This window comes from Halarchaeum sp. P4 (assembly GCF_051195175.1).
Lineage (GTDB): Archaea > Halobacteriota > Halobacteria > Halobacteriales > Halobacteriaceae > Halarchaeum.
In genome coordinates this window covers 407,040-424,589 of sequence record NZ_JBNTKC010000002.1, presented here as the reverse complement: position 1 = coordinate 424,589, position 17,550 = coordinate 407,040, and the positions used below count along the sequence as shown (strand labels likewise).

Here is a 17,550-nt window from a genome sequence, read left to right as displayed (position 1 = left end):
AGTTCCTGTCTTTCAGCCGCTCGTCGGTTTCGCAACTACCTTATACGCGTTCGTTCAATTCCTCCCCGTTAGCCCATGCCGAGGCCAGAGGTTCTAGAACGAATACAGGAGGCCGAGCAAGACGCCGACGACATCGTCGCCGACGCCGAGCAAGAACGCGAGGAGCGCCTCGCCGAGGCCCGGCAACGGGCCGATGAAATCCGGCAAGAGGCCGAACAAGAAGCGACCGAGCTGAAAGAAGAGCGACTCGCCGAGGCCCGCGAGGAGATCGAGGCCGAGAGCGAACGCATCATCGAAGAGGGCAACGCGGAGCGCGAACAGCTCCGTGCGACGGCCGAAGAGAACGCCGACGAGGCCGTCGAATACGCCCTCGAGGAGTTCGAGGAGGCGGTGCATGCTCAGACCTGAGCAGATGAGCAAGGTGTCCGTGACGGGCACCAAGAACGTCATCCGGGACGTCATCGAGGTCACGCACGACCAGCGCGTCGTCCACCTCACCGACTACGACGAGAGCGTCGAGGGCTTCTCCTCGGGCAACCCGCTCGAGGGCGCCGACGAGGCGTCCGAGAAGCTCGTCACGGTCCGCTCGCTCATCAACATCCTCGACGTCTCCGAGGAGGACGCGGGCCCCGCCCGCATCGTTACCGACGAGGCGCTCGAGGAGGAGTTCGAGGAGGTCCGACAGCAGGTCAACGAGCTCGACGACCGCCGCGACGCCATCGAGGGTGACCTCGAGGACATCGAGGAGGAAATCGCCGCTGCCGAGCCGTTCGTCGAGCTCGGCATCGACCTCGACCTGCTCCACGGCTACGAGAACCTCGACGTCGTCGTCGGGAGCGGTGACACCGACGCCGTCGGCCACGCACTCGCCGACGCGAGCCAGATTCAGTCCTACGAGGTCTTCAGCGAGGGCGACGTCTTCGCCGCCGTCGCGTACCCCGAGTCGGGTGCGCCCGAGGACGCGCTCTCCGAGGCGCTCGTCGGCCTCGACATCGAGCGCTACGCGATCCCCGACGTCAAGGGGTCTCCCGACGAGTACCTCGAACACCTCGAACACCGCAAGCAGCAACTCGAGTCCGACCTCGAGAGCGTCGAGTCCGACCTCGAGAGCCTGCGTCTCGAACACGCCGGCTTCCTCCTCGCCGCCGAGGAGAAGCTCAGCATCGAGGTCCAGAAGGCCGAAGCGCCGCTCCACTTCGCCACGACCGAACACGCCTTCTTCGCGGAAGGCTGGATCCCGACGAAGGACTACGAGGGGTACGCGAGCGCCCTCAAGGACGCGCTCGGCGAGCGAATCGAGGTCGAGGAACTCGAGCGCGCCGAGTACGAACCCCCGGAGCACGAAATCGGTCACGGCGAGCAGGAAGCCGCGACCGACGGCGGCACGGCCGACCAGCCGCCCGTCGTGCAGGACAACCCGAAGGTCGTCGAGCCCTTCGAGATGCTCGTCCGGGTCATCAACCGACCGAACTACTTCGATCTCGACCCGACGATCATCCTCTTCCTGACGTTCCCGGTCTTCTACGGCTTCATGATCGGGGACGTCGGATACGGTGTCCTCTACACCGCGGCCGGTTGGCTGATGTACACGCGCATGGACAGTGACGCGCTCGCCGCCCTCGGCGGTGTCACCGTCATCTCCGGGGTGGCGACCATCGTCTTCGGGATACTGTACGGGGAAGTGTTCGGCTTCCACCTCATCAGCGAGTACGTCTGGAACGGCCACCCGCCGCTCCACAAGGGCCTGATGCCCGCGAACGCGCAGTGGGCGCGGCTCTGGCTCATCGTCTCCGTGCTCGCCGCACTCGTCCACCTCACGCTCGGCTACGGGATTGATACTTACAAGCGCCTCCGTCACGGGGCGTGGGACGCGCTCACCGAGGGCGCCTCCTGGGCGATCCTCATGGTCGGGCTGTGGGTCTGGATCTTCAGCCGCGCGATGGAGAGCGCGAAGCCCGCGCTCCTCTTCGACGCACTCTCCGGCCAGCCGCTCGGGTTCACCGGGTTCTCGCCCACTGTCGGGTGGGTTGCACTCGGTATCGGCGTCGTCGGCTACGCCCTCCTCATCTACGCGGAGGGCGCCATCGGCGCCGTTGAGGGCGCGCTGAACTCGCTCACGCACGTCCTCTCCTACACGCGGCTCGCCGCGGTCATGCTCGCGAAGGGTGGGATGGCGTTCGTCGTCAACCTGCTCTTCTTCGGTGCGTACGAGACCGAAGGCGAGTTCCACTTCATGACCAGCCACGGTTGGAGCTACGTACAGTCACACCACCCCGAGGCGCAGTTGATGTTCGGGGGGCTCGTTCACGGCCCCATCACCGCCGTCATCGGCGGTCTCATCATCTTCGTCCTCGGTCACGCCTTAGTGCTTGCCCTCGGTGTCACCAGCGCCGGTCTACAGGCCGTTCGTCTGGAATACGTCGAGTTCTTTGGGAAGTTTTATGAAGGCGGTGGGGAGAAATACGAACCGTTCGGCCACCAGCGAACCTACACCACACAGGATTAACCAATGTACGACATTCTCGTCGCAGCCATCAACATGTTCGGACTGATCGCACAGCAGAGCGCGGAAGCGACCGTTGCGTTCCCCGCAAAGGCGGGTGCCGCACTCGGCGTCGGTATCGCCGCGCTCGGCGCGGGTATCGCGGAAGGTGGCATCGGTGCCGCCGCCGTCGGCGCTATCGCGGAGGACCGCGACTTCTTCGGCATCGGTCTGCTGTTCACCGTCCTGCCGGAGACGCTCGTCATCCTCGCGATCGTCGTCATCTTCATCGTTTAAATCCACGATGAGTCTCGAAACGGTCGCGGAAGAAATCAGGAAGGAGGCCGAGGAGACGGCCGAGGCCATCCGGCAGGACGCCGAGGAACAGGCCGAAGATATCGTCTCTGCGGCCGAATCGGAGGCCGAAGACATCGTCTCTGCGGCCGAAGCCGAGGTCGAGCGGGAGATCGACCAGCTGCGCGAGCAGGAGCTCTCTAGCGCGAAGCTCGAAGCCAAACACGAGCGGATGAGCGCGCGGCGCGAAGCGCTCGACGACGTCCGTGACCGTGTCGAGTCGCGTATCGCCGACCTCGACGCCGACCAGCGTCGGGAGCTCACCGAGTCGCTCCTCTCCGACTCCCTCGCGGAGTTCGCGGAGGACGAACAGCTCGCCGTTCACCACGCGCCCGGCGACGCGGACCTCATCGAGGACCTCGTCTCCGAGCGCCCGAACGTCGCCGTTGCCGGCGAATACGACTGTCTCGGCGGCGTCGTCGTCGAGAGCGAGAGCTCGCGCGTCCGAGTGAAGAACACGTTCGACAGCGTCCTCGAGGACGTCTGGGCGGACGAACTGAAGCAGATTTCGAACCGACTGTTCGACGAGCAATGAACGTCATCAGTCGCGACGCGTCGAACTACTCCTACGTGAACGCCCGTGTGCGTTCGCGCTGGGCGGCCCTCTTCGGCGAAGAGGAGTACGACAAGCTCACCCGCATGGGTCCGAGCGAGATCGCCCGCTTCATGGAGGAAACCGAGTACGGCCCCGAGGTCAACGCGCTCGGGTCGCGCTACACCGGCGTCGACCTCATCGAGTACGCGCTCAACCGGAACCTGGGCCGGCACTTCGAGGACCTCCTCGAGTGGTCGCAGGGCACGCTCTACGCCCTCATCTCGCGATACCTCCGCAAGTTCGACGCGTGGAACGCGAAGACGGCGCTCCGCGGCGTCTATTCGGAGACGGACTCGACCGTCATCAAGGACGACTTCATCCACGCCGGCGAGTTCGACGAGTCGCTCCTCACCCGCCTCCAGGAGTGCAAGACGGTCGAAGAAGTTGTCGAGACGCTAGAGGGCACGCTCTTCGGCGAGCCCCTCCAGGAGGCGCTTGGCGACTACGAGGAGACGGGGTCACTCGTCCCCCTCGAGAACGCCGTCGACTGGACGTTCTACGACAACCTCCTTCGGGGCCTGAACGCCGCGACGGAGAGCGGCACGCGGGAGTTCGTGAAGTTCCTGCAGGCCGAAGTCGACTTCCGTAACGTCCGGAATGCGTTCCGTCTCGCCCGCAGCGGCGGGAACATCGACCCCGCGGACTACTACATCAAGGGCGGACGGCTCTTCGAGGCGAACGAGCTCTCCTCGCTCGTGGACAACCGCGATGAACTCGTCGCTCGGCTGCGCGGCAGCCGCTACGGCGACGAACTCGGCCCCGCGCTCGAGACGCTCGAGTCCACCGAGTCACTCATCGGCTTCGAGCATGCGCTCGACGGCGCGCTCCTCGGCTACGCCGACCATCTCTCGCACGTCTTCCCCCTCTCGGTCTGTCCCGTCCTCGCGTTCATCCTCGCGAAGGAACGGGAGGTCGACAACATCCGCGCCATCGCGCGCGGCCGGGAAGTCGGGCTGAGTCAGGAGGAGATCGAGCGGGAACTGGTGATCCTATGAGCCAGGAAATCGCCGTCATCGGCACCGCCGAGTTCACGACGGGGTTCCGCCTTGCGGGCGTCCGCGAGTTCCGGAACGTCCCCGAGGAGGAGAAGACGGAGAAACTCGACGACGCCGTCGAGGACGTCTTCGCCACCGAGGACATTGGCATCATCGTGATGCACGCCGACGACCTCGACTACCTCTCCCGGAAGGTCCGGGAGCGGGTCGAGACGAGCGTCGAACCGACCGTCGTCACCATCGGTGGTGGCGCCGGCGGAAGCAGCGGGATGCGCGAACAGATCAAGCGCGCCATCGGGATCGACCTGATGGCGGAAGACGAAGGTGAGAACGAATGAGCCAGGCAGACACCGTAACAGACTCCGGCGAAATCGCGAGCGTGAGCGGTCCGGTCGTGACCGCCACGGGCCTCGAAGCCCAGATGAACGACGTCGTCTACGTCGGCGACGAAGGGCTGATGGGAGAGGTCATCGAGATAGAGGGCGACACCACGACCATTCAGGTCTACGAGGAGACCTCCGGGATCTCCCCGGGTGAGCCCGTCGAGAACACCGGCGAACCCCTGACCGTCGACCTCGGTCCGGGCGTGCTGGACACCATCTACGACGGCGTCCAGCGTCCACTCGACGTCCTCGAGGACGAGATGGGTGCATTCCTCGACCGTGGGGTCGACGCCCCCGGGATCGACCTCGAGAAATCGTGGGACTTCTCCCCGACGGTTTCGGCGGGCGACGTCGTCGAACCCGGCGATGTCGTCGGTACCGTCCCCGAGACGGTCAGCATCGAGCACAAGGTCCTCGTCCCGCCGACCTTCGAGGGCGGCGAAGTCGTCGAGGTCAACGAGGGCGAGCACGTCGTCACCGAGCCCGTCGTCGTCCTCGACAACGGCGAGGAAGTGACGATGCACCAGGAGTGGCCGGTCCGTCAGGCCCGTCCCTCCACGGAGAAGTTCACGCCGACCGAACCTCTCATCACGGGGCAGCGCGTGCAGGACGGCCTCTTCCCCATCGCGAAGGGTGGGACGGCGGCCATCCCCGGTCCATTCGGCTCCGGGAAGACCGTCACCCAGCAGCAGCTCGCGAAGTGGTCCGACGCGGACATCGTCGTCTACATCGGCTGTGGCGAGCGCGGGAACGAGATGACGGAGGTCATCGAGGACTTCCCCGACCTCACGGACCCGAAGTCCGGCAACCCGCTGATGGCGCGGACGACGCTCATCGCGAATACGTCGAACATGCCGGTCGCGGCCCGCGAGTCCTGTATCTATACGGGTATCACCATCGCGGAGTTCTACCGCGACATGGGCTACGACGTCGCGCTGATGGCCGACTCCACCTCTCGGTGGGCGGAGGCGATGCGCGAAATCTCCTCGCGGCTCGAGGAGATGCCCGGCGAGGAGGGCTACCCGGCTTACCTCGCGGCGCGCCTCGCGCAGTTCTACGAGCGCGCGGGTCGCTTCGAGACCCTGAGCGGCACCGAGGGGTCCGTCTCCGTCGTGGGCGCGGTCAGCCCGCCCGGTGGTGACTTCTCCGAGCCGGTCACTCAGAACACGCTCCGTATCGTGAAGACGTTCTGGGCGCTCGACGCGGACCTCGCGGAGAGTCGGCACTTCCCGTCGATCAACTGGACGGAGTCATACTCGCTCTACAAGGACCAGCTGGACCCGTGGTTCGAAGAGAACGTCTCGCCGGACTGGCCGGAGGAGCGTCAGTGGGCGGTCGACGTCCTCGACGAGGAGGACGAACTGCAGGAGATCGTCCAGCTCGTCGGGCGTGACGCGCTGCCGGACGACCAGCAGCTTACGCTCGAGGTCGCGCGCTACCTGCGTGAGGCCTTCCTCCAGCAGGACGCCTTCCACGACGTCGACACCTTCTCCCCGCCGGAGAAGACCTTCCGCATCCTCACGGCGATCCACACCTACAGCGAGGAGGCGTTCGCCGCCCTCGAGGCAGGTGCGCCGGTCGAGGAGATCACGTCCATCGACGCCGCGCCGCGGCTCAACCGTATCGCGACGCAGGAGGACTACGAGGAGTACGTCGACGAGCTCGAAGAAGAGATTACGGAACAGCTTCAGGCCCTGTACTAATGAAAGAGTACCAGACAATCACGGAAGTCAGCGGCCCGCTGGTGTACGTCGAGACGGACGAACCCATCGGCTACGACGAGATCGTCGAGATCGAGACCCCGAGCGGCGAGATCAAGCGCGGCCAGGTCCTCGAGACCGCCGAGGAGTTCGTCGCGATTCAGGTCTTCGAGGGAACCGAGGGTATCGGTCGGGACGCGTCCGTCCGGTTCCTCGGCGAGACGCTCAAACTCCCCGTCACCGAGGACCTCCTCGGGCGCGTCCTCGACGGCTCCGGGAACCCGATCGACGGCGGTCCCGACATCGTCCCGGACGAACGCCGCGACATCGTCGGCGCGGCCATCAACCCGAACGCGCGCGAGTACCCCGAGGAGTTCATCCAGACGGGTATCTCCGCCATCGACGGGATGAACACGCTCGTTCGCGGGCAGAAACTCCCGATTTTCAGCGCGTCCGGGCTCCCGCACAGCGAGCTCGCACTCCAGATCGCCCGACAGGCGACCGTCCCGGAGGACGTCGCCGAGGAGGGCGAGGAGACGGAGTTCGCCGTCGTCTTCGCCGGCATGGGTATCACGCAGGAGGAGGCGAACGAGTTCATGGACGACTTCGAGCGCACGGGCGCGCTCGAGCGTTCGGTCGTCTTCCTAAACCTCGCTGACGACCCCGCCGTCGAGCGGACGGTCACGCCGCGGATGGCGCTGACCACCGCCGAGTACCTCGCGTTCGAGAAGGACTACCACGTCCTCACGATCCTCACGGACATGACGAACTACTGTGAGGCGCTGCGCGAGATCGGCGCGGCACGCGAGGAGGTCCCGGGGCGCCGTGGCTACCCCGGATACATGTACACCGACCTCGCCCAGCTCTACGAGCGCGCCGGGCGCCTCGAGGGCGAGGAAGGGTCGGTCACGCAGATCCCGATCCTCACGATGCCGGGCGACGACGACACGCACCCGATCCCCGACCTGACCGGGTACATCACGGAGGGGCAGATCATGCTCGGCCGTGAGCTGAACAGTCAGGGTGTCGAGCCGCCCATCGACGTGCTGCCGTCCCTCTCGCGGCTGATGGACGACGGCATCGGCGAGGGCGTCACGCGCGCCGACCACAGCGGCGTCTCGGACCAGCTCTTCGCCTCCTACGCGGAGGGGAAGGACCTTCGCGACCTCGTGAACATCGTCGGTCGCGAAGCGCTCGACGAGCGCGACAACAAGGTCCTCGACTTCGCGGAGGCCTTCGAGGAGAAGTTCGTCGACCAGGGCTTCCACACGGACCGCACCATCGAGGAGACGCTCGATCAGGCGTGGGAAGTCCTCTCCATCCTCCCGAAGACGGAGCTCTCCCGTATCGACGAGGATCACATCGAGGAGTACTATCACGAGGAACCCGCCCCCGAGGCCGAGGAGGCCGAGGGTGGCGACGCCGAAGAAGCGGAGGTCTAACTCACGATGGCCGAGGACGTCAAGCCGACGCGCAAGAACCTGATGGAGATCGAGGACCGTATCGACCTCTCCGAACGGGGCCACGACACGCTCGAGCAGAAGCGTGACGGCCTCATTATGGAGTTCATGGACATCCTCGACCAGGCCCAGGACGTCCGGTCGGACCTGGAGCAGGACTACGAGGACGCCCAGCGAACCATCAACATGGCGCGCGCCATGGAGGGTGACGTCGCGGTGCGCGGCGCGGCCGCGGCGCTCAAGGAACACCCGGAGATCACGGTGGAGTCGCACAACATCATGGGCGTCGTCGTCCCGCAGATCGAGGCGTCGCGCGTCCGGAAGAGCCTCGACCAGCGTGGCTACGGCGTCATCGGCACGAGTTCCCGCATCGACGAGGCCGCGGAGGCCTACGAGGAACTCCTCGAGACCATCGTGCTCGCCGCGGAGGTCGAGACGGCGATGAAGAAGCTGCTCGACGAAATCGAGAGCACGAAACGCCGCGTCAACGCACTCGAGTTCACCGTCCTCCCCGATCTCTACGATTCGCAGGACTACATCGAGCAGAAGCTCGAGGAGCAGGAGCGCGAGGAGATCTTCCGCATGAAGAAGGTGAAGAACAAGAAGGAAGAAGAGGAGCGCGCGGCGGCCGCCAAAGCCGAAGCCGAATCTGAGGCCGAGACCGAGACGGCGGACTGACGCGACGCTTCGCTTCTCTTCGCTCTCTTTGTCGTCGGAGCTATGGCGCCGGCGCGCGAATGTCCGGTCATGTCCTGTCAGCGCTGTGGCGCCGAGACGGTGGCGTTTCGCGTCCCCACGACCCTCCGCGAGCACCTGCCGGACGACCGGCCGGGCGCGGAGCTCTGCACGCGCTGTCTCGCCGTCGCGCCCGTGGACGACCCGCCCGAGGACTATCCGGACTTCCGCGAACAGGTGAGCGGGGCGTTCCCGCGCAACGACGAGGCGGGCGTCGCGCTCGCGTGCCTGCTTGCGCTCTTGGAGTCGCTCGTCCTCTACCGCGAGGAGGTGGCGGCCGTCGCGACGTACGCGGAGACGCACGGCGCGGACACGCTGATGTTTTTGGAGCGCGTCGCATCGGACGACTCGCTCGATCCGTACTTCGACGTCGGCCGGCGCGCGCGCCAACTCGAGCAGTTCATCTGACGGACGCGGACGTCCTCGCTGTCGGGCCGTAACCTCTTATCGCGTGCTCCTGATAGCGTGTCGCATGGAATCGCTCGCGACGCGCGTCACCGAGACGCTCGCGGAGGAGATTGGCGAGGGGCCGTTGATCGGCGTGAGTTACTACGACGAGGACGGCGTCGGGCACGTCTTCCGTTCGGAGTGGGCGGCGGAGCGATACGACCCGGCGGAGATCGACGAGATCGTCGAGGAAATCCGCTTCGAGGGGCTCGGTCAGGTCGTTCACGAGGGGACGCAGAAGGAACGCCTGCATGCGACGGTGCGCGTCTACGACGACGTCGTGAACGTCGTAGTGCCGGTGGAGGAGACGCGCGGCGTCGCGCTGGCACTGCACCGCGATGGTGACTACGCGGTTCGTGGGGTCGTCGGCCACATCGAGCGGACGCTGGACGACGCGGGAGCCATCGAACGCTATTCGGGGTGAGTGTCGTCGCGCGGGAACAGGCAGAAATAGTGACGGCGGAGGCGAGGCGTGCGCGTCGTCGCGTTCAGACGGCGCCCTGGATGACGCCGCTGGTGCGGACGACGAAGTAGCAGACGAAGGCAAGTGCGAGGAGCCACTGACCGACGGAGACGTCCTCGGCTTCGCCGGTGGCGGCCTTGACGATTGGGTAGGAGACGATGCCGGCGGCGATGCCGTAGGCGATGCTGTACGTGAACGGCATGATGAGGATGGTGAGGCCGGCGGGGATGGCGTGCGTCACGTCGTCCCAGCGGACCTCGGTGACGTTGGAGAGCATGAGGACGGCGACGACGACGAGGGCGATGTGGCTGGCGTACTGGGGGATGGCGGCGGCCAGCGGCACGAAGGCGAGCGAGAGGAGGAAGAGGACGCCGACGACGAGCGCGGTCATGCCGGTGCGGCCGCCTTCCTCGACGCCGGTTGCGGACTCGACGTAGGTGGTGACGGTGGAGGTGCCGAGCATCCCGCCGACGGTGGTGCCGACGGCGTCAGCCATCAGGGGTTTGTCGGCGTCGGGGAGGTCGCCGTTCTCGTCGAGGAAGCCCCCGACTTGGCCGACGCCGACGAGCGTGCCGGCGGTGTCGAAGAAGTCCACGAAGAAGAACGTGAAGACGATGAGCGCGAAGCCAAACGCCTCGACGTTCTCGAAGCCGCTAAGGAAGGCGCCGACGAGCGGCGTGATGTCGTAGGTAGCGTCGGGGAAGGCGCTCGGTTGGACGCCGCCCTGCTGGACCCAGCTCCCGATGAGGGTGCCGGGGGAGACGACGCCGGCGAGGGTGAGGACCGCGCCGACGGCGGTAGTGGCGAGGATGCCGATGACGATGGAGCCCTTGACGCCGCGGGCGTAGAGCGCGAACGTGAAGAAGAGGCCGAGGACGGAGAGGACGGCGACGGGGTTCTGCGCGAGGTTCCCGAGCGTGAGGAGGGTCGCGGGGTCGTCGACGACGACGCCCATCGCCTGCAACCCGATGATGGCGAGGAAGAGCCCGATACCGGTCCCGACGGCGAACTTGACAGGTTCGGGGAAGAGCTTGATGACGTACTCGCGCGCGCCGACGGCGGTGAGGACGATGAAGAGCAGACCTTCGACGACGACGGCGGCGAGCGCGGTCTGCCACGGGATGCCGAGGGTGCCGACGACGGTGAAGGCGAAGAAGGCGTTGAGGCCGAGGCCGGGCGCGAGGCCGAACGGCCGGTTCGCGTAGAACGCCATCACGAGCATCGCGACGGCGGAGGCGACGAGCGTGACGACGGCGATCATCTGGATGGTCTGGGCGTCGCTGTAGCCCGCGAGGTCGATGCCCGGCGTCTTGCCGTCCGCGGCGAGGATGGTCGGGTTGACGACGACGATGTACGACATCGCGAGGAACGTCGTGATGCCGGCGACGACTTCGGTCCGGAGGTCGGTGTCGTGCTCCCGGAAGCCGAAGTAGTCCGCGAGTGTATCGGTGAGCCCCATAACGTATGCCCGTGCATAGCTCCTGCTGTCGACTTAACGCTTACCAACTCTGTTGCACAAATGTGGGTATCTCTGACGACTACCGAGTCTGACGACACACGAGCGTGTCGAAAACGAGCGGGGGGTCGCGGGCTCAGTCGAGGCGGGCGAGCGCGCCGGTGGGGGCGCCGGTGCGCTCGGTGGCGCGTTCGATACCCTCGTCACCGGCGGCGATGAGCGCGAAGACGCCGCCGACGTCCGCGTCGGCAGTGTCGACGATGTCGAGGAGGAGTTCCTGGGTCTCGCCGGAGCGGATGAGGTCGTCGACGACGAGGACGGTCTCGCCGGCGTCGACGGCGGACGCGGGGAGGTAGTAGGTGAGTTCGATGCCGGACTCGAGGCGCTGGCGGGCCTCGATGAACTCGTCGACCGCCGTCTCCTTGGATTTCTTCGCGTACGCACAGCGCGCGTCGTAGTAGGAGGCGAGCGCGGCGGCGAGCGTGATGCCGTCGGTGGCGGCGGTGAGGACGACGTCCGGGCGGCCGAAGTCGAAGGACTCGGCGGCGACGGGCGCGACGAGGTCGAGGAACGCCTGGTCAAAGACGACGCCGGAGTTGTCGACGTACCCCTCCTCGTCGAGGCGGACGCGGTCCTCGAGTTCCGCACGGAGGACGCGCTCGCCGACCTCGGAGACGACTTCGCGGGCGCGCTCGGCGCTCGGGAGGACGTGGCCGTTCACGTAGCGGTTCAGGTCGCCCGCCGGCAGACCGGTCTCCTCGGCGAGTTCGTCGTAGGTTCGTGTCTCCTTCAGCGTCCGCAGGACGGAGACGGCCTGCAGCTGGAGGGCGGCCTTCTCTGCGCGGTTCATACCGCTAGTCACGTTTGCAAAACCTTGAATAGCTCGGATTACTTTCCGGAAGAAAAATCGCAGTCTTGCGTAATCGTGCTGTTATTCGTCCGCGTCGAGCAGTTCGGAGGCGGTGACGAGCGCCTCCATCTCGACGCCGTGCTCGGCGAGGAGTTCCTCGCCGCCCTCCTCGCGGTCGACGACGAGGAGCGCGCGGTTGACCTCCGCGCCGGCGTCGCGCAGCGCCTCGACGGCGTCCACGGCGGACTGGCCGGTGGTCGCGATGTCCTCGACGATGACGACCTCCTCGCCGTCCTCGAGGCGTCCCTCGATGCGGTTGGCGGTGCCGTACTCCTTGGCCTTCTTGCGCGCGATGACGTAGGGGACGTCCGCGGTGATGGCCGTCGCCGCCGCGAGCGGGACGCCGCCGAGGGCGACACCGCCGAGTTTCGTGTCGGCATCGACGCGCTCGGCGAACGCCTCGGCGATGAGGCGCAGACAGCGCGGGTCCGTCTCGAAGAGGTACTTGTCGACGTAGTAGTCCGAGGTGCCGCCGTGCGACAACTCGAACTCGCCGTACTGCACCGCGTCCGCGTCCTGTAGGGCCGTGATGAGTTCGTCGTCCGTCATTGGACGAACGAGGGGTTGGGACGCCGATAAACGACCCGATTGTTCGCGGCCGCGCCGGGCCGCCTACGCGTCCCGCGCCGCGCGGATGTCGCGGAACGTCGTCACCTCGATGTCGCGCTCGGCCGCGCCCGCGACGACGCGCTCGACGCGCTCGGCGGTGACGGTGTCCCACGCGCTGTGGCCGGCGAGGACGCCGACGCCGCCACGGTCCGCGAGCGCGTCGAGGTACGCCTCCACTTCGAGGTCGGTGAGGTGGCTGGTTTCGAGGTAGGAGCGGCGTAGCTCGGAGAGCGGGCGGCCGGGCGGGTTCGGGAGCGAGCGGACGCTCGCGTTCCCCAGCACGTCGTAGTGGTTGGAGACGAGTTCCCACGTGCGGACGTCCGCGGCGTCGTACGGCAGGACGAACGACTGGACGTCGAGGCCCATCTCCTGAAAGTCCTCGGCAGAGCCGACGATTTCGTCGTGGAGTGTCGCGTCGGTCGGCCGGAGGACGCTCTCCCCGGCGTCGAACGAGGCCCCGAGCGGCGTCTCGAAGACGACGGTGGGGCCGTCCTCGCTCGGCCGCGTCTCGCAGACTCGACCGATTGCGCGCCGGTCGCCGTCCACGACTTCGTACTCGTCGCCGGGGACGACGCCGTGGTCCTCGCCCGGGTAGACGTGCTCGTCGACGACGACCCGGTCGTCCGCCGCGTCGGCGTCGCACTCGAGGCGGTGGGTGCCCGGATAGCGGTGCCGTCGCCCGTGCGAGACGATCTCACAGCCCGCAGCTTCGAGCTCGTGGAGGCGCGCGGCGTCGTGGGTGTCGGGGCCGCCGACCCACGAGGAGACCACGGCGAAGCAGGCGGGGACGCCGGCGCGTTCGAGCACCGGCCACACTTTCGCGTCGTCGGCCACGTGGCCGTCGTCGAACACCAGCACGAGTCGTCCGTCGCTCATGGGGGCTGCTGTCGCGCACAGTGCCTAAAACGGTCGGATACCGGTCATCGAGGAGGCGCCGTGGCGAGCGCGCTACCAGGGTTCGTCCTTCAGCCCGAGGAGGTAGGCGACGCCGTTGGTGAGGACGTGGAGCACGGGCGTGAGGACGAGCACGACGAGGACGACGGGGAGGGTGAAGGTGTCGCGGAACCAGCCGGGCGCGGCGACGGCGGCGAGCGCGAGGGCGACGACGACGAAGTCGAGTTGGTCGAGGAGAGGGAAGGCGGCGCCGCGCTCGCGACCGCTGCGGCGTTTGATGAAGGAGGCGAGGATGTCGCCGAGCATCGCGCCGAAGGGCAGCGCGAGCATGACGGCGGGCGGGAAGCGGGGGAGCGAGACGCCGAGCGCGCCCGAGACGGCAGGCGCGGTGGCGTTGAGGACGAGCGCGAGCGCGGCGCCGGCGAGGGTGCCGACGAGGGTGCCGCGCCACGTCTTCCCGTCGCCGAGGAGTCGTTTGCCGTCCCGCCACGTCCGTCCGCCGTCGATGGGGCGGCCGCCGCCGGCGAGGACGGCGGCGTTGTTCGGGACGTACGCGGGGAGCATCGTCCAGAACGCGATGAGGACCGCCGTGACTGCGTTCATGCCTGTCGGGACTTTCGCCGGGCGCTTAACGACTGGGTATCGCCGGCGGGGACAGTTAAGGCGCTCCCGGCGGAATCCCGACACATGATTCCGCCCATCGCGTCGCGCTTCGTCGCCGGTGAGACGCCGGCAGAGGCGCTCGAACACATCGAGACGCTGAACGACCGGAACGTCACGGGCATCCTGAACTTGCTCGGCGAGCACTACGAGGAGCGCGCGCCGGCGGACGCGGACGCGGAGACGTACCGGCGGCTCGTCGGCGACATCGAGGACGCGAGCGTCGACGCCTGCCTCTCGGTGAAACCCTCCCAGATTGGCCTCGGCGTCGGCGACGACGTCTTCGAGGAGAACCTCGGCCGCATTGTCGAGGCCGCCCAGGAGGAAGGCGTCTTCGTCTGGGTCGACATGGAGGACCACACGACGACGGACGCGACGCTTGATGCCTACGAGCGCTACGCGACCGAGTACGACGGCGGCGTCGGCGTCTGCGTGCAGGCGAACCTGAAGCGCACCGGCGAGGACCTGACCCGCCTCGCGGGCATCCCCGGGAAGGTCCGACTCGTGAAGGGCGCCTACGACGAACCGGCGTCCGTGGCTTATCGGGACAAGGCCGAGGTGAACGAGCGCTACCGGGAGTACCTCGAGTACATGTTCCGCGAGTTCGAGGACGGCGTCGCCGTCGGGAGCCACGACCCGGAGATGATCGACCACGCCATCGACCTCCACGAGGAATACAGCACCTCCTTCGAGTTCCAGATGCTGATGGGGGTGCGCGAGGACGCGCAGTTCGACCTCGCCGAGGAGTACGAGGTCTACCAGTACGTCCCCTACGGCGGGAAGTGGTTCTCTTACTTCTACCGGCGCGCGATGGAGCGCAAGGAGAACCTCCTCTTCGCGCTCCGGGCCGTCCTCGGACGCTAACCCTTATCTGCACGCCCGCTAACCAGTACGACAATGAGTACGTGGAAGCGGGACGCGGCGAGCGGCCTCGTCGTCCTCGTTCCGATATTCGTCACGCTCTACCTCCTCTACTGGGTGTTCTCGAAGATTGCCGCCCTCGCGCTCGTCGCGACCCAACTCGACAACCCGTATCTCGCGGTCGTGCTGGCGCTCGTCGTGCTGGTCCTCGTGATTTTCGCGGTGGGCTACCTGATGCGGACGGCGCTCGGGACGTTCCTCGAGGACCAACTCGACGACGCGATGAACCGCCTGCCCGGCCTCCGCATCGTCTACAACGCCTCGAAGATGGCGGTGGAGACGGCGCTGAACGGCACCGAGGAGTTCCAGAAGCCCGTGAAGGTCGAGACGTGGGACGGCATGCGGATGACGGCGTTCCGCACGGGTCAGCGCGCGCCGGACGGCCGCGAGTTGCTCTTCATTCCGACGTCGCCGAACATCACCTCCGGGTTCGTCGTCGAGGTCGAGTCCGAGGACATCATCGAGACGGGCGAGACGTCCGAGGACGCGCTGACGCGCGTGCTCTCCGCGGGCTTCGGGAGCTCCGAGCAGGAGGACGTCCAGAAGTACCTCGACGGCGACGACGAGGACGAGACGGCGAGCGGGGACTGACGGCCGCAGTGTGCGCCGGCGGGACGCCATTCCACGGCGGCGCTCGCCGCGACGAGAGGTCGTAGGGCTTTATCGGTCGGGGGCCTGAACCAACGACTCGATGGACGCTTGGCTGTGGGTCCTCGCGGCCGTACTGCTGGTGTGGGCGCTCGTGTCGACGCTCGACCGGAACGGGATGCTCCCCGAGTACGTCGGCACGATGGGCCCGATGGTGACTGTGCACACGAAACGTGGCCGCGAGCTACTGAACTGGCTGGCGAGTCCGAAGCGCGCGTGGCGGGCGTGGGGGAACCTCGGGCTCGGCGCGGCGCTGATGGTCGGGCTCGGAATGTTCGCGTTCCTCGTCGCGAGCGCCGCGAGCATCGTCCAGAACCCGCCGGCGGCGACGTCGCCGGTCTCACAGCCACGCAACGTCCTCGTGATTCCGGGCGTGAACGAGTTCCTGCCGCTGGACGTCGCGCCCGAAATCGTCCTCGGCCTCCTCATCGGGATGGTGGTCCACGAGGGCGGGCACGGCATCATGTGCCGCGTCGAGGACATCGATATCTCCTCGATGGGCGTCGTCCTCCTCACCCTCATCCCGATGGGGGCGTTCGTCGAACCGGACGAGGAGAGCCAGAAGCAGGCCGCCCGGGGCGGGAAGGCCCGGATGTTCGCCGCGGGCGTGACGAACAACTTCGTCCTGACCGCGCTCGTCTTCCTCTGTCTGTTCGGCCCCGTCGCGGGCGCCATTTCGGTCGCGCCGGGCGCGGCCGTCGGCGGCGCGCTCCCCTCCTCGCCGGCCTCGCAGGCGGGCATCGGGCAGGGCGACCGCGTCGTCGCCGTCGAGAACCAGACCGTCGCGAACAACTCGGACTTCGAGGCGACGCTGGCGGCCTTCGAGGACCGTGCGGTCTCGGTGCGCCTCGCGTCCGGCGAGACGGCGACGGTGAACCGCTCGCTGCTCGTGCAGGCGGCGCCGACGGCCGGGCCGTTCTCGTCCGTCTCCATCAACACGACGGTGACGGCGGTGAACGGCACGCCGGTCTACACGCGCGCCGGCTTCGAGGACGTCGCGTCGAACCACTCGCTGGCGTCGCTCACGCTGCTGAATCGCTCGTCCGGTGAGACGCGGACGGTGACGGGGCCGCTCGGCGCGCTCGCGGTCGTCCAGCAGGACGGTCCGGCGGCAAAAGCGGGCCTCCCGACGGGTGAGCCGCTCGTCATCACGCGCCTCGACGGCCAGCGCGTCGTCGACTACGACGACGTGAGCGCGGCGCTCGCGGACACGAAACCCGGCGACACCGTCGGCGTGACCGCCTACGCCAACGGGTCGTTCGAGAACTACACGGTGACGCTCGGCGACAGTCCGAACTCCGAAGTGGGCTTCCTCGGCGTCCTCGGGACGTACGGCACGTCTGGAGTCTCCTTCACGGACTTCGGCGTCCACCTCTATCAGGCGGGAACCTACCTCTCCTACATGAGCGGTGAGACGGGCGGTGACGGCGTCGCCGGCTTCGTCCGTGCCGTCGCGGCCACCCTCTTCCTGCCGTTCATCAGCCTCGTCGACCCGTCGCTCACCTACAACTTCGCGGGCTTCTACGGCTGGAACCTCAACTTCTTCACCGTCGAGGGCGCGCTCGGCGGCCTCGGCGGCGGGGCGTTCCTGCTCGCGAACGCCCTCTTCTGGACCGGGTGGATCAACCTCAACCTCGCCTTCTTCAACTGCATCCCGGCGTTCCCGCTGGACGGCGGCCACCTCCTGCGCACGAGCGCGGAGGCCGTCGTCTCCCGACTCCCGATCTCGGAGAAGCGCGCGGCGGTCCGAGCCATCACCACGGGTGTCGGCCTCATCATGGGGGTCAGCCTCGTGTTGCTCGTCTTCGGCCCCCGACTGCTCGGGTAGGCGCGGGCGC

19 protein-coding genes are annotated in these 17,550 nt (G+C 67.3%); 14 read left to right on the top strand and 5 right to left on the bottom strand.

Annotation, left to right across the window (positions count from 1 at the left end; translation table 11 throughout):
* Window positions 1–75: 75 nt before the first annotated feature.
* The 11 genes from ahaH (at window position 76) to ACQUS8_RS10305 (ending at window position 9,575) form a co-directional block, all read left to right on the top strand.
* Complete coding sequence (gene ahaH, locus ACQUS8_RS10355) at window positions 76–408, top strand: ATP synthase archaeal subunit H (protein ID WP_435100590.1); 333 nt, start codon at window positions 76–78, stop codon at window positions 406–408.
* Complete coding sequence (locus tag ACQUS8_RS10350; RefSeq protein WP_435100587.1) at window positions 395–2,506, top strand: V-type ATP synthase subunit I; 2,112 nt, start codon at window positions 395–397, stop codon at window positions 2,504–2,506. The genes ahaH and ACQUS8_RS10350 overlap by 14 nt, the downstream gene beginning before the upstream one ends.
* A 33-nt stretch (window positions 2,507–2,539) precedes the next feature.
* Window positions 2,540–2,779, top strand: coding sequence for a F0F1 ATP synthase subunit C (locus tag ACQUS8_RS10345; protein ID WP_435101036.1), 240 nt, complete (start codon window positions 2,540–2,542; stop codon window positions 2,777–2,779).
* Window positions 2,780–2,786: 7 nt separating this feature from the next.
* Window positions 2,787–3,371 (top strand): V-type ATP synthase subunit E, encoded by a 585-nt coding sequence (locus tag ACQUS8_RS10340; protein WP_435100584.1) that lies wholly within the window; start codon window positions 2,787–2,789, stop codon window positions 3,369–3,371.
* On the top strand, window positions 3,368–4,426 hold the full coding sequence (locus tag ACQUS8_RS10335) for a V-type ATP synthase subunit C (protein WP_435100581.1): 1,059 nt from the start codon (window positions 3,368–3,370) through the stop codon (window positions 4,424–4,426). Before ACQUS8_RS10340 ends, ACQUS8_RS10335 begins: the two co-directional genes overlap by 4 nt.
* Window positions 4,423–4,764 carry a V-type ATP synthase subunit F gene (locus ACQUS8_RS10330; protein ID WP_435100579.1) on the top strand — a complete coding sequence of 114 codons (342 nt, stop codon included), beginning with the start codon at window positions 4,423–4,425 and terminating at the stop codon, window positions 4,762–4,764. Before ACQUS8_RS10335 ends, ACQUS8_RS10330 begins: the two co-directional genes overlap by 4 nt.
* Complete coding sequence (locus ACQUS8_RS10325) at window positions 4,761–6,512, top strand: ATP synthase subunit A (protein WP_435100576.1); 1,752 nt, start codon at window positions 4,761–4,763, stop codon at window positions 6,510–6,512. Before ACQUS8_RS10330 ends, ACQUS8_RS10325 begins: the two co-directional genes overlap by 4 nt.
* Window positions 6,512–7,951 carry a V-type ATP synthase subunit B gene (locus ACQUS8_RS10320; RefSeq protein ID WP_435100573.1) on the top strand — a complete coding sequence of 480 codons (1,440 nt, stop codon included), beginning with the start codon at window positions 6,512–6,514 and terminating at the stop codon, window positions 7,949–7,951. Before ACQUS8_RS10325 ends, ACQUS8_RS10320 begins: the two co-directional genes overlap by 1 nt.
* A gap of 6 nt (window positions 7,952–7,957) precedes the next feature.
* Complete coding sequence (locus ACQUS8_RS10315) at window positions 7,958–8,647, top strand: V-type ATP synthase subunit D (protein WP_435100570.1); 690 nt, start codon at window positions 7,958–7,960, stop codon at window positions 8,645–8,647.
* 69 nt (window positions 8,648–8,716) lie between these two features.
* A complete protein-coding gene (locus tag ACQUS8_RS10310) occupies window positions 8,717–9,112 on the top strand; it encodes a DUF6276 family protein (RefSeq protein ID WP_435100567.1) in 396 nt (131 codons plus the stop codon).
* Between the two features lie 64 nt (window positions 9,113–9,176).
* A complete protein-coding gene (locus tag ACQUS8_RS10305; RefSeq protein ID WP_435100564.1) occupies window positions 9,177–9,575 on the top strand; it encodes a hypothetical protein in 399 nt (132 codons plus the stop codon).
* Between the two features lie 64 nt (window positions 9,576–9,639).
* Here ACQUS8_RS10305 and ACQUS8_RS10300 read toward each other — a convergent pair whose 3' ends face one another.
* The 5 genes from ACQUS8_RS10300 to ACQUS8_RS10280 form a co-directional block, all read right to left on the bottom strand.
* Window positions 9,640–11,073, bottom strand: a complete 1,434-nt coding sequence (locus tag ACQUS8_RS10300; protein ID WP_435100561.1) for an NCS2 family permease — start codon at window positions 11,071–11,073, stop codon at window positions 9,640–9,642.
* Between the two features lie 133 nt (window positions 11,074–11,206).
* A complete protein-coding gene (locus ACQUS8_RS10295; protein WP_435100558.1) occupies window positions 11,207–11,920 on the bottom strand; it encodes a phosphoribosyltransferase family protein in 714 nt (237 codons plus the stop codon).
* 81 nt (window positions 11,921–12,001) lie between these two features.
* Window positions 12,002–12,529 (bottom strand): orotate phosphoribosyltransferase, encoded by a 528-nt coding sequence (pyrE, locus tag ACQUS8_RS10290; protein ID WP_435100555.1) that lies wholly within the window; start codon window positions 12,527–12,529, stop codon window positions 12,002–12,004.
* Between the two features lie 63 nt (window positions 12,530–12,592).
* Window positions 12,593–13,465 (bottom strand): polysaccharide deacetylase family protein, encoded by an 873-nt coding sequence (locus ACQUS8_RS10285; RefSeq protein ID WP_435100552.1) that lies wholly within the window; start codon window positions 13,463–13,465, stop codon window positions 12,593–12,595.
* Window positions 13,466–13,537: 72 nt separating this feature from the next.
* The gene (locus tag ACQUS8_RS10280) at window positions 13,538–14,086 is read right to left on the bottom strand and encodes a CDP-2,3-bis-(O-geranylgeranyl)-sn-glycerol synthase (RefSeq protein WP_435100549.1); all 549 of its coding nucleotides are present in this window, start codon (window positions 14,084–14,086) and stop codon (window positions 13,538–13,540) included.
* Between the two features lie 84 nt (window positions 14,087–14,170).
* Between ACQUS8_RS10280 and ACQUS8_RS10275 the strand changes: the two genes are divergently transcribed.
* The 3 genes from ACQUS8_RS10275 to ACQUS8_RS10265 all read left to right on the top strand — a co-directional run bounded on the left by ACQUS8_RS10275 (window position 14,171) and on the right by ACQUS8_RS10265 (window position 17,540).
* A complete protein-coding gene (locus ACQUS8_RS10275; RefSeq protein ID WP_435100546.1) occupies window positions 14,171–15,007 on the top strand; it encodes a proline dehydrogenase family protein in 837 nt (278 codons plus the stop codon).
* Window positions 15,008–15,040: 33 nt separating this feature from the next.
* Entirely contained in the window at window positions 15,041–15,655 is a 615-nt protein-coding gene (locus ACQUS8_RS10270) for a DUF502 domain-containing protein (RefSeq protein ID WP_435100543.1), read from the top strand.
* Window positions 15,656–15,755: 100 nt separating this feature from the next.
* Window positions 15,756–17,540, top strand: a complete 1,785-nt coding sequence (locus tag ACQUS8_RS10265) for a site-2 protease family protein (RefSeq protein ID WP_435100540.1) — start codon at window positions 15,756–15,758, stop codon at window positions 17,538–17,540.
* Window positions 17,541–17,550 lie beyond the last annotated feature (10 nt).